The 12,009-nt window shown below is 61.9% G+C and carries 8 protein-coding genes and 1 tRNA gene; 5 read left to right on the forward strand and 4 right to left on the reverse strand.

Going from position 1 to position 12,009, the window contains the following annotated elements; genetic code table 11:
* The first annotated feature begins 12 nt into the window (after nt 1-12).
* The gene (gene rep / locus R2R70_RS10665; protein WP_043331771.1) at nt 13-2,094 is read left to right on the forward strand and encodes a DNA helicase Rep; all 2,082 of its coding nucleotides are present in this window, start codon (nt 13-15) and stop codon (nt 2,092-2,094) included.
* Nucleotides 2,095-2,124: 30 nt separating this feature from the next.
* Here rep and R2R70_RS10670 read toward each other — a convergent pair whose 3' ends face one another.
* On the reverse strand, nt 2,125-2,619 hold the full coding sequence (locus tag R2R70_RS10670) for a c-type cytochrome (protein ID WP_082388674.1): 495 nt from the start codon (nt 2,617-2,619) through the stop codon (nt 2,125-2,127).
* Nucleotides 2,620-2,763: 144 nt separating this feature from the next.
* Here R2R70_RS10670 and R2R70_RS10675 point away from each other — a divergent pair.
* Both R2R70_RS10675 and R2R70_RS10680 read left to right on the forward strand, forming a co-directional pair.
* Nucleotides 2,764-2,840 (forward strand) — tRNA-Arg (locus R2R70_RS10675).
* Between the two features lie 358 nt (nt 2,841-3,198).
* Nucleotides 3,199-4,704 carry a coniferyl aldehyde dehydrogenase gene (locus tag R2R70_RS10680; RefSeq protein WP_410977965.1) on the forward strand — a complete coding sequence of 502 codons (1,506 nt, stop codon included), beginning with the start codon at nt 3,199-3,201 and terminating at the stop codon, nt 4,702-4,704.
* A gap of 6 nt (nt 4,705-4,710) precedes the next feature.
* Here the strand turns inward: R2R70_RS10680 and rnk are convergent, their stop codons facing one another.
* The 3 genes from rnk to typA all read right to left on the reverse strand — a co-directional run bounded on the left by rnk (nt 4,711) and on the right by typA (nt 8,675).
* Nucleotides 4,711-5,124: a nucleoside diphosphate kinase regulator gene (gene rnk, locus R2R70_RS10685; RefSeq protein ID WP_284892930.1), complete on the reverse strand. Its 414-nt coding sequence runs from the start codon at nt 5,122-5,124 to the stop codon at nt 4,711-4,713.
* 187 nt (nt 5,125-5,311) lie between these two features.
* On the reverse strand, nt 5,312-6,202 hold the full coding sequence (locus R2R70_RS10690; protein ID WP_043331776.1) for a WYL domain-containing protein: 891 nt from the start codon (nt 6,200-6,202) through the stop codon (nt 5,312-5,314).
* A gap of 664 nt (nt 6,203-6,866) precedes the next feature.
* Nucleotides 6,867-8,675: a translational GTPase TypA gene (typA, locus tag R2R70_RS10695; RefSeq protein ID WP_043335760.1), complete on the reverse strand. Its 1,809-nt coding sequence runs from the start codon at nt 8,673-8,675 to the stop codon at nt 6,867-6,869.
* A 642-nt stretch (nt 8,676-9,317) separates the two neighbouring features.
* Here typA and glnA point away from each other — a divergent pair.
* Entirely contained in the window at nt 9,318-10,724 is a 1,407-nt protein-coding gene (gene glnA / locus R2R70_RS10700) for a glutamate--ammonia ligase (protein ID WP_131431042.1), read from the forward strand.
* A 467-nt stretch (nt 10,725-11,191) separates the two neighbouring features.
* A complete protein-coding gene (locus tag R2R70_RS10705; protein WP_054556333.1) occupies nt 11,192-11,884 on the forward strand; it encodes a DUF4124 domain-containing protein in 693 nt (230 codons plus the stop codon).
* Nucleotides 11,885-12,009: the final 125 nt, after the last annotated feature.

Genomic DNA, 12,009 nt, shown 5'->3' on the forward strand with positions numbered 1-12,009 from the left:
CAGGACACCGTGATGACCGAGATCCGTGATCGCCTCGCCAAGCTCAACCCCCGCCAGCAGGAAGCCGTGCGCGCCATCGATGGCCCCTGTCTGGTACTGGCCGGTGCCGGATCAGGCAAGACCAGCGTGATCACGACCAAGATCGCCTATCTGGTGCAGGAATGCGGCATGAAGGCACGCAACATCGCCGCCGTGACCTTCACCAACAAGGCGGCGCGCGAGATGAAGGAGCGTGTCGGCAAGATGCTCAAGGGTCGCGAGGGCCACGGGCTGATCGTCTCGACCTTCCACACCCTCGGTCTGACCATCATCCGCGGCGAGCTGAAGACACTGGGCTACAAGCCAGGCTTCTCGCTGTTCGACACCGATGACGCCAAGGTGTTGATCAAGGAGCTGATGCACAAGGAAGCCGACACCGACGCCGAGCAGATCAACGCGGTGCAGAGTCAGATTTCCACTTGGAAGAATGACCTGATCCTGCCCGGGGCGGCGCTGTCGCATGCCGAGGACGAAGACGCCCAGTACGCCGCGGTGATCTACGAGGCCTACAACCGGCACCTCAAGGCCTACAACGCGGTCGACTTCGATGACCTGATCCTGCTGCCGGTGGTGCTGTTCCGTGATCACCCCGAGGTGCTGGCGCGCTGGCAGCGGCGCATCCACTACATGCTGGTCGATGAGTATCAGGACACCAACATCAGCCAGTACCTGCTGGTGAAGATGCTGATGCAGGAGCGCCAGACCTTCACGGTGGTGGGCGACGATGACCAGTCGATCTACGCCTGGCGCGGCGCGCGCCCGGAGAACCTCGTCACCCTCGGTGAGGACTTCCCGCGCCTGAACCTGATAAAGCTGGAGCAGAACTATCGCTCCACCGGCATCATCCTGCGCGCGGCGAACACCCTGATCGCCAACAATCCCCACGTCTACGACAAGACGCTGTGGTCGCAGATGGGCGATGGCGACCCGATCCGCATCATCATGAATCGCAACGAAGAGGCCGAGGCCGAGCGCGTGGCGGGCGAGATTCTCACGCGGCGTATCAAGGAAGGCGCCGAATGGCGTGACTTCGCGGTGCTCTATCGTGGCAACTTCCAGGCGCGCCTGCTGGAGCTCAAGCTGCAGCACTACCAGATTCCCTACAAGCTCTCCGGCGGCACCTCCTTCTTCGGACGCAACGAGATCAAGGACGCGATGGCCTACCTGCGTCTGCTGATCAATCCGGCGGACGACAACGCCTTCCTGCGCATCGTCAACGTGCCGCGGCGGGAAGTCGGGCCGGGCACGCTGGAGAAGCTGGCCAACTACGCCACCGGGCGTGGCGTGTCGCTCTACGCCGCCTGCAGCGAGATGGGCCTGCGCGAGCAGCTGAGCGAGCGTGCGCTGGACCGCCTCGGCCGCTTCACCCATACGCTGGACCGCGTGCGCCGCGAGATGGACGCCGGCCAGTCGATCAGCGCGATCCGCGAGTTGTTCCGCGAGGTGGATTACGAAGGCTGGCTGTATCAGAACGCCAGTGCGCCCAAGATCGCCGAGCGGCGCATGGCCAACGTCTGGATCCTGGTCGATCAGCTCGAGAAGTCGATCAGCGGCAATCCACAGGAAGAGGTGGAGGAGCTGGAGGGCAGCGAGGCGATGATCGGCGATACCGAGACTGGCGATGTCGCGGCGGCCATCTCACGCCTGGTGCTGCGCGACATTCTCGAGCAGCAGGCCGAGGAAGATGACTCCGACCGCGTGCAGCTGCTGACGCTGCATGCCTCCAAGGGCCTGGAGTTTCCGCATGTCTACGTGCTGGGGCTGGAGGAAGACCTGCTGCCGCACCGCAACTCCATCGAGATGGAGACAGTGGAGGAGGAGCGCCGCCTCGCCTACGTGGGTATCACTCGTGCCCGCCGTACGTTGGTGCTGACGCTGGCGCGCCAGCGCAAGACCTACGGCGAGATGATGGACTGCGTGCCGAGCCGCTTCCTGGATGAGCTGCCGCCGGAAGACCTCGAGTGGGAAGGGCGGGCCGACAAGCCGCAGGATCAGGAGAAGAAAGTGGCCCGCGGGCGGGATGCCATCGCGGGCCTGCGTTCGCTGCTGGGCTGATGTTGATTGTCGGGTACTGTGCGCTGAGACTCAGCGCACGGAGTCGAGCAGGTAATCCACCGCGGCCTTCACTTCCTCATCGGAAAGCGCCGGGTTGCCGCCCTTGGCCGGCATGGCATTGAAGCCTTCGATGGCGTGGGTGTAGAGCGTCTCGTCGCCCTTGGAGAGGCGGCCCTCCCAGTCGCCGGCCTCGCCCAGGCGCGGGGCACCGGCAGCGCCAGTGGTGTGACAGGCCATGCAGATGCCACCGTAGACCTTCTCGCCGTCTATCGCGCTGGCGGCACTGGCTTGCCCACCAGCGCCGCTGTCCGCCGGCGGCGAGCTCGCTGCCGAGCCATCACCGGCGCAGGCATCGCCCTTCACGCATAGCTCGCCCACCGGCTTGAGTCGCTCGGCAATCGCCTCGCGGGAGTTGTCTGCGGCCTGTGCGGACGCGCTCACAAGCACGCTGAACAGCATCGCGCTCAACGAGAGTGACAGGGAAGAGCGCTTGAGGGGAAAAGCAGCTGGCCGGCGAGCTTGCATGGCGTGCACCTTTTGGGGCTGTGTATCGAGCCAGTATAGCGCTCGCCGGAGGCGCAGCAACCGCGTGGCTGGCGGGATATCTCGACATCGTAGAATCAAGACGTTACCATAAGCGCGCCTCGGTTCACTGCAACCCTGGCATGCGCGCCCATAGCTCAGCTGGATAGAGTACTGCCCTCCGAAGGCAGGGGTCGCAGGTTCAAATCCTGCTGGGCGCGCCAACGAATTCCTGTCACCGGCACCATTGCCGGTCGACACCCGAAAAGCCCTCGTACCTCACGGTGCGGGGGCTTTTTGCATTGCGGCGTGCGGCAGCGGCGCAGGCGACTTTCTTTGACGTCATCAAACGAGTGTTCTAAAACGGGATGAGCTACGCCGGCGCTTCTGCTCGCGCCGGTCGCTACCGCCTGGTACGCCATACTCGTGGCTGTCTGCCTTCGCTGCTGGCTTCGCCGGCCCTCACTGGATGTTCTCATGACGACTGCCGCCCCTGTTGATCCTGCTTCGCCTGAGTCTGTTGTCCCGTCTGCTGGCTCGTCTAATGAGATCAGCGAGGCTGCTACCCGGGAAATCACGCGTATGCAGGCGCTGCTGGAAGACCAGCGCGCCGCCTACGGTCTGTCGCCGATGCCCAGTGCCGACGAGCGCCAAGCCTGGCTGACTTCGCTGCGTGATGCGCTCAAGTCACACGAGGAGGCCCTGATCGCGGCGATCAGCGCCGATTTCGGTCACCGCAGCGCCCATGAGACGCGTCTGGCCGAACTGGTACCGAGCTACGAAGGCATTCGTCATGCACGCCGTCACCTGAAGGGCTGGATGAAGCCCTCGAAGCGCCATGTCAGCGCCGCCTTCCAGCCGGCCTCTGCGCGCGTCGTCTATCAGCCGCTGGGCGTGGTCGGCATCATCGCGCCCTGGAACTATCCCCTCTATCTGGCGATCGGCCCCTTGATCAGCGCCCTGAGTGCCGGCAATCGGGTGATGATCAAGATGAGCGAGTTCACCCCCGAGACCGCCGAGGCGCTGCGCGTGATGCTGCTCGATGCCTTCGATGAGGTGCAGGTGGCCGTGGTGATCGGTGAGGCCGATGTGGCGGCGGCCTTCTCGGCCTTGCCCTTCGACCACCTGTTGTTCACCGGCAGCACGGCGGTCGGCAAGCATGTGATGCGCGCCGCGGCGGACAACCTGACCCCCGTGACGCTGGAGCTGGGCGGCAAGTCGCCGGTGATCATGTCGCGTGAGCTGATGGCGGATGAGGCCCAGCGTCGTGAAGCGGCGGGGCGGCTGGCCTTCGGCAAGGGCATGAACGCCGGCCAGACCTGCGTCGCGCCGGACTATGTGCTGTGCAGTGAGGACCAGGTCCCGCTGCTGGTCACGGCGCTGGGCGAGGCCTTCCAGCGCTTCTATCCGCGCTTCTGCGAGACGCAGGACTATTCGCGCATCATCAATCAGCGTCAGTACCAGCGCTTGCGAGAGGTGCTCGAGGACGCCCTGGCAAAGGGCGCGACACTCAGGCCGCTGGTCGACAGCCCCGACTGGAATGACCCGGAGCTGGCCGAGAAGCGTCTGATGCCGCCGCTGGCGTTGCTTGATGTGACGGATGAGATGCGCGTGATGCAGGAGGAAATCTTCGGCCCGCTGCTGCCGATCGTCGGCCTGTCGGACCCGGGGGCAGTGGATGAGGCGGAGGGCGAGACGAGTGTGAAGGACACGTTGCTGGAGGCACCGGCGGATACGCTGTCCGTCGCGATGGCTTATGTGAACGCCCGGCCCCGGCCTCTGGCGCTGTATTACTTCGGCCACGACAAGCACGAACAGCAGCGGGTCACCGAAGGCACGCATGCGGGCGGAATGTGTCTGAACGACACCCTGCTGCATGTGGCGCAGGATGACATGCCGTTCGGCGGTATCGGGCCATCCGGGATGGGCCATTACCATGGCAAGGAAGGCTTCCAGGCGCTCAGCAAGGCCAAGGGAATCTTCGCCAAGGGGCGCATGAATGGCGCGCGACTGATGTATCCGCCCTATGCCGATGGGCCGACTGCGCGCGCCATCCATGGTCTTATCCGCCGCCTGCTGATGCGCTAGGCGCTGTCAGCGGTGCAGGTCGCCAGCACTTTCCGGCTGGTAATGCAGCGCCTCGATACGCACCTCATGCAGGCTGCCATCCGGCAGCCGCCACTCGATGAGGCTGCCGACCTTGAGGCCGAGCAGGGCAGCCCCCAGTGGCGCCAGCACCGACAGGCCATCCTGCTGGCCGGGCAGCGCGTGCGGATAGACCAGCGTGCGCACCAGAGTCTGCTGGCGGGTCAGGTCCGTGAACTCTACGCGGCTGTTCATGCTGACGATATCGGCGGGCACCTCGTGAGGCTCGACGACCTCGCCGCGCTCCAGCTCATCCTCAAGCTGTTCTGCCACCTGACGGTCGGCGGCGGAAACGTGATCAATCAGGCGCTCGAGGCGCTCGGCGTCCAGACGATTGATGATGATCGAGGGAAGTGTGGCCATGAGACCTCCTGTCAGTCGTGGTGTCAGCCCCTTGCGAGCAAGGCCTTGCGGGACACCAAAAAAACAGCCCTCCGCCGGGAAGGGCGAAGGACTGTGTGCAGAAGTCATCATATAAACTTCGCTCGGCGATGGATAGCCCATTCAGGCAACTGAGGTCAGCGCGAGGGCAGACCCGCTCACTCCCGCGTCAGGCGCTGGAGCTGACGAACAGCCAGTCAGTGATCTCGTCGCGATTGAGCACGACCAGCTGCTGGGCGCGCGGAGACTCTTCCAGATGGTCCGGATTGATGCCCAGCTCGCGCAGGACGTACTGCACCAGAGCGCCGCGTGTCGGCAGGTGCAGCTCGCCATCCACCATGCCGTGGTCCTGCTCTATCAGGCCGCGCTCGGCGGGTGTCAGGCGCGGGTCGGCGCCCAGCTTCAAGGTGACGCGCGTCTCCCAGCCTTCATCGCACTCGCGCTGGCTGCCCTCGAGGGCTTCACCGAATAGCTCCGGCACCGCGCGGAATCGAGACAGCACGAAGTCACGAAAAGCCCGGTTCTTCTCGCAGAAGGCGCGCACATGCCAGCGGCCAGCGGCGTAGACCAGCGTATGCGGACACAGGATGCGCTCCTCCCCCTGGGGAGAGTTGAGAGAGGCATAGGTCACTTCGAGACGCGCGCCCTGACTGGCGGCTTCGATCAAGGCCCTGACCACCGGCGGACTGGCGCTGCGTGACGGCAGGCGCAGGGCCTCGGTGTTTGCCTGGCCTAGCCCTAACCCGGTGAAATGCGGATTCAGATTGTCGTGATTGCCCAGCAATTGCAGGTATTCATCGACCTCACCCCGCGTCAGCATGGGGCAGAAATTCGCCGACGGACGGTAGCCCTTGATGACGGGGTCATACTCGAGATTGTTCTCGGCGACCGTCTCGCGGTAGGTCTTCATGACGCGCGAGGCTTGTTGTCTGGCGATACCGAAGGCGTTGCCCAGATGGCGCGAAGTGACTCGCCCCTCCCACAAGGCGATGATCTCGATCAGGCGGTAACGCGCCAGCGTGTCCCATGGCAGGACTTCGAGGCGTTGCTTGATGCTCATTGCTGAATCCTTTCATACGGGTCTTCTGGAGCGTATTCGTGACGCATTGCACACACCGGGCTTGGCAATGGCGACACATGGCGAGTGCTCACGAGGATCGGTAAGAGGACCCTGCTCCGGGTGGCGTGTGGCGAACAAGTCTTCGTTAACTGCAGGATATGCATAAAGAAAGCTCCGGCAGAAGATACCTGCTCCGTTGCGTTGACCCTAGTGACTGCGCATCGACGTCTCGTTTTTGCGTCGTCCAAACGCGACGCATCATTAGAATTCGACGATTTATCCTCGCTCGGTGACGTGTGATTGCGCGCTATCAATAGATCAAGACATTACGTTGCGCAGGGGCGTTGGCCGCGTGTGGCATGCTCTGAATGAAGACGCTATATGCGCAACACGAATATGCCTCATATAACCCTCATTTAAGTGTTAGAGATGCCTCAGGCCAAGGTATCGCGCAAAGTTCCCTTATTCTGCGAGCCCTAATAGCGACGCACTTCCTGCAATGACATTCATAAGTATTAGAGAGATGGTCATGCTGCCCTTTGCGGCAACAGTGAAAAGTGCTCAAACGCAAAAGACCCGCCGAGTTGGCGGGTCTTTTGCGTTTGAGCACGATGCCCCCTGCCATCGGGCAGGGGGCAGGGGGCAGGGGGCAGGCTGGGCCAGCTTACTTGCTGGCGCGCTTGCGCTCGTTCTCTTTCAGGTACTTCTTGCGGATACGGATGTGCAGCGGAGTGACTTCCACCAGCTCATCGGAATCCAGGAACTCGATCGCCTGTTCCAGGGTGAAGCGAATCGGCGGCGTCAGCACGATGTTTTCATCGTTGCCGGTAGAACGCATGTTATCGAGCTTCTTGGCCTTGGTCGGGTTCACGACCAGGTCGTTGGCGCGGTTGTGGATACCGACCAGCATGCCTTCATAGACTTCGGTACCGTGACCGATGATCAGCTTGCCACGTTCCTGCAGGGTGTACAGGGCGTAGGACAGCGCCTTGCCCGGCACCATGGAGATCATGACGCCGTTGCGACGCTCGACGCCTGCGCCTTCCTTCAGATCACCGTAGTGATCGAAGCGGCTGGTCAGGATGCCGGTACCGGAGGTCAGGGTCAGGAACTGACCACGGAAGCCGATCAGACCGCGAGACGGGATGATGAAGTCCAGACGCACACGACCCTTGCCATCCGGGTTCATGTTGGTCAGCTCGCCCTTGCGGTAGCCCAGCTCTTCCATGATGGAGCCCTGGTGCTGCTCCTCACAGTCGATGATGACTTCTTCGTACGGCTCCTGCTTCTTGCCGTCGATTTCCTTGATGATCACTTCCGGACGGCCCACGGCCAGCTCGAAGCCTTCACGACGCATGGATTCGATCAGAACGGAGAGGTGAAGCTCACCACGACCGGAGACGACGAATTTCTCCGGAGTCTCGCCCTGTTCGACGCGCAGTGCGACGTTGTGGATCAGTTCCTGGTCCAGACGCTCACGGATGTTGCGGCTGGTGACGAACTTGCCGTCCTGACCGGCGAACGGAGAGTCATTGACCTGGAAGGTCATGGAGACGGTCGGCTCATCGACGGTCAGCGGCGGCAGCGCCTCGACAGTGGCGGTGTCGCAGATGGTGTCGGAGATCGCGAGGTTCTCGATACCGGTGATGCAGACGATGTCGCCGGCAGTCGCCTTGTCGGTCTGCACGCGGTCCAGACCCATGTGAGTCATGACCTGGCCGATCTTGCCCTTACGGACAGCGCCTTCCTTGGTGATGATGGAAACCTGCTGACCCGGGCTGACGGCGCCGCGCTTGATGCGACCCAGACCGATGACGCCGACGTAGCTGTTGTAGTCCAGTGCGGAGATCTGCATCTGGAACGGACCGTCCAGCTCGACCTTCGGCGGCTCGACGATGTCGACGATGGACTGGAACATCGGGTCCATGGTGTCTTTCAGGTCTTCCGGATCCATACCGGCAATGCCGTTGAGGGCAGAGCAGTAGATGATCGGGAAGTCGAGCTGCTCGTCAGTCGCGCCCAGGTTGTCGAACAGATCGAAGATCTGGTCAACGACCCAGTCAGGACGAGAGCCCGGACGGTCGATCTTGTTGACGACGACGATCGGCTTCAGGCCCTGGGCGAATGCCTTCTGGGTCACGAAGCGAGTCTGCGGCATCGGGCCATCGACGGCATCGACCAGCAGCAGCACGGAATCGACCATGGACATCACGCGCTCGACTTCGCCACCGAAGTCAGCGTGCCCAGGGGTATCCACGATGTTGATGTGGTAGTCATTCCACTGGATCGCGGTGTTCTTCGCGAGAATGGTGATGCCGCGCTCTTTTTCCTGGTCGTTGGAATCCATGATGCGTTCCTGACCCTCGGCCTTGCGGTCCAGGGTGCCAGACTGACTCAGGAGCTTGTCGACCAGGGTAGTTTTACCGTGGTCAACGTGGGCGATGATGGCTATGTTGCGAAGTTTCTCGATCACGACGGGAACCTGTGCGGAAAATGGGCGCTCGCGTACCGGGCGCTTGTGATTTGGGGCGCATTATAGGGGGCATGGCATGCCTCCTGCCAGCATCGTGCATTCACGAGGCGAGTCAGCGAGTGCCTTCAATTGGCCTGAAGTGCCCAAATGGTTGTCTCTCAAGTCTTTTCCGCGCCCTTGTCGCGGATGAAAAAAACTTGTGAGTCGAGGCAAACATGAGGATGAAAGAAAGAAATGACCGCGATGTGATGCTGACGTGATCATCGGATGTGAGCGGAGAAATTCCCGGGATTCAGCGTTTTGCACCAATGTGGAGCAATGGCGTTTTTTGGTGCACTCAAATGATGAATCTGCACTGCGCGGCAAGAATTTTTGCACCTTGTCGGCCCATCTTTGGTCGGGTTTTCGTGCTGCATGCATGAAGATGGTGATGTTTTTTTTCAGCATATTCATGAGCTTACTGAAATGAGCGATGTGGCGTGCGCCATTCTGGCACGCTCGCTGCATTGTTAGAGCATCCTGTCTGATGGCTGGCATAACGACGCCGACCATGAGAGAAAAGGCTTACAAAATAGAGCAATAACCCCAGACAACGCTGACACCAACTGTAACCAGAGCCGCCGGCTCCATCGGAGAATTACCATGGCTGAGAAGACACTTGCCCTGATTGAAGAACACGAAGTCAAGTGGGTTGATCTGCGCTTCACCGACACCAAGGGCAAGGAGCAGCACGTCTCCATCCCGGCGCGTACAGTGGATGAGGAATTCTTCGAGAACGGTCAGATGTTCGATGGTTCCTCCATCGAAGGTTGGAAGGGCATCAACGAATCCGACATGATCCTGATGCCGGACGACGGCACTGCCTTCCTCGACCCGTTCACCGAAGACACCACCCTGGTGCTGCGCTGTGACGTCATCGAGCCGGCCACCATGCAGGGCTATGAGCGTGACCCGCGTTCCGTCGCCAAGCGCGCCGAGGAATTCCTGAAGTCCACCGGTCTGGGCGACACCGCCTTCTTCGGTCCGGAGCCGGAATTCTTCATCTTCGACGAAGTGCACTGGAAGAACGAGATGAACGGTTCCATGTTCAAGATCTCTTCCGAAGAAGGTGCCTGGGCGACCGATTCCACGCCGGAAGGCGGCAACCTGGGTCACCGTCCGCGTCTGAAGGGCGGCTACTTCCCGGTCCCGCCGATCGACAGCTTCCACGATATCCGTGCTGCCATGTGCAACACCCTGGAAGCCATCGGTCAGGAAGTCGAAGTTCACCACCACGAAGTGGCGAACGCCGGCCAGAACGAGATCGGCGTCAAGTTCAACACCCTGGTCAAGAAGGCCGATGAGGTTCAGGAACTCAAGTACGTGATCCACAACGTGGCTCACGCCTACGGCAAGTCCGCGACCTTCATGCCCAAGCCGCTGGTCGGTGACAACGGTTCCGGCATGCACGTTCACCAGTCCTTCTGGAAGGATGGCGACAACCAGTTCGCCGGTGACGAGTACGCGGGTCTGTCCGAAATGGCCCTCTACTACATTGGCGGCATCATCAAGCACGCTCGTGCCCTGAACGCCTTCACCAATGCGTCCACCAACTCCTACAAGCGTCTGGTGCCGGGCTTCGAAGCGCCGGTCATGCTGGCCTACTCTGCCCGCAACCGTTCCGCTTCCATCCGTATCCCGTACACCGCCAGCCCGAAAGGCAAGCGTGTCGAGGCGCGTTTCCCGGATCCGACGGCCAACCCGTACCTGGCGTTCTCCGCGATGCTGATGGCCGGTATCGACGGTATCAAGAACAAGATCCACCCGGGCGACGCGATGGACAAGAACCTCTACGACCTGCCGGCCGAAGAAGCCAAGTCCATCCCGACCGTGGCCGAGAGCCTCGAACAGGCCCTGACCGCGCTGGACGGCGATCGTGAGTTCCTGACCCAGGGCGGCGTCTTCACCGACGACATGATCGATGCCTACCTCGAGCTGAAGGGCGAAGACATCCAGCGCCTGCGCATGGCGACTCACCCGCTCGAATTCGACATGTACTACAGCGTCTAAGTACTGCAACGCCTAAGTACAGCAGCGTCCAAGCGCTGCAGAGGTTGAGGCAGCCATTCGCTAGCCACGCCATCTGACGGAGTGCCTTCCCGGTGAAGGCAAGCCCCGGACGATGACGACAGCAGGGCCATACCGACAGGTGTGGCCCTGTTTTTCGTTGTGGCCCTGTTTTTCATCATGGCCCTGTTTCGTTCTATCTCTTTGCTCTGATCCTTTGCTCTGCCCCTGATCCTTTTCCCTGAGAACGGCCATGCTGCTGACAGATATGCAGGGCGCGGTGGTAGCCTTGCGTGACAGTCAATGCACACAGGCGTCTTGTCGAAGGCCCCAAATGCTGGCATCAACGCGGTAAGCTTTGTAACTTGTTAGCCTTGTCATCAGGCAGCAGGATCGCCTGTCGATAGACCCAACCCGCTGGAGCTGCCTGCGGCTTCTGGCCTCCCATGACTCTCTTCAGGAATCTTCGGATGTGGCCCTTCGTATCCTCCCTGCGCGTCGCGAACCCCGCGACTGACTCGCGTGCACTGCCTGCAGCGCGCCCCGAGCCACTGCAGTGCCTGCTGCTGGCAGCGACGCTGATGCTGTCGAGCCTGTCGTTCGATCTTCAGGCGGCCCAGGTCTATCGTCACGTCGATGCCAACGGCAACGTGGTCTTCAGTGATCAGCCTGCGGGCGGCAGCAAGGTGCAGCTGACGCCGCTCAGCGTGGTGCCGTCGACGGAATCCCTGCCGCCGCGGCGCAGCACGCCGTCGCGCGTGAGTTCTTCCTCATCCAGCGAGAGCACCCGCACCCGGGCGCCTGCGGTGGATGTGGCCTTCCGTGGCTATACCACCTTCACCATCCAGAGCCCGTCCAACGAGGAGACGCTGCAGACCGGGCAGGCGGGCAATCTGGCGGTGCGCCTGGGGATCGAGCCCAAGCTGCGCCCGGAAGACAAGGTGCGCGTGACCGTGGACGGTGCGCCGTCTCAATCCGCCATGCACAGCACCGTCTTCATGGTGCCGGCGCTGGAGCGTGGCAAGCATGTCATCCAGGCGGAGTTGCTGGATTCCACCGGCCGCGTGCGCCAGACCAGCGAGCCGAAGGTGGTCTATGTGCAGCGCGCCAGCGTCAATCTGCCTCGCAACCCCAACAACCCTGCCAATGCTGGCGGTGGCTAGCAGCGTCTGGGCGGCCTTTTTCTTCGCGCGTTTCTCCTTCGCTGACAGGCCGCCTTCGGGCGGCTTTTTCGTGTCTGGGACAGTCGATGTCGGGCCGCCTGGCGGTGAAGCGAGGCAACGCGAGT

It is taken from the genome of Cobetia sp. SIMBA_158 (genome assembly GCF_046566945.1).
GTDB lineage: Bacteria > Pseudomonadota > Gammaproteobacteria > Pseudomonadales > Halomonadaceae > Cobetia > Cobetia amphilecti.

Bases quoted from the DNA above. Each gene is read 5' to 3' on its own strand.
- R2R70_RS10680 (WP_410977965.1), top strand. From the start codon at position 3,199: ATGCAGGCGCTGCTGGAAGACCAGCGCGCCGCCTACGGTCTGTCGCCG.
- rnk (WP_284892930.1), bottom strand. From the start codon at position 5,124: ATGGCCACACTTCCCTCGATCATCATCAATCGTCTGGACGCCGAGCGC.
- R2R70_RS10670 (WP_082388674.1), bottom strand. From the start codon at position 2,619: ATGCAAGCTCGCCGGCCAGCTGCTTTTCCCCTCAAGCGCTCTTCCCTG.
- glnA (WP_131431042.1), top strand. From the start codon at position 9,318: ATGGCTGAGAAGACACTTGCCCTGATTGAAGAACACGAAGTCAAGTGG.
- R2R70_RS10690 (WP_043331776.1), bottom strand. From the start codon at position 6,202: ATGAGCATCAAGCAACGCCTCGAAGTCCTGCCATGGGACACGCTGGCG.
- R2R70_RS10705 (WP_054556333.1), top strand. From the start codon at position 11,192: ATGTGGCCCTTCGTATCCTCCCTGCGCGTCGCGAACCCCGCGACTGAC.
- rep (WP_043331771.1), top strand. From the start codon at position 13: ATGACCGAGATCCGTGATCGCCTCGCCAAGCTCAACCCCCGCCAGCAG.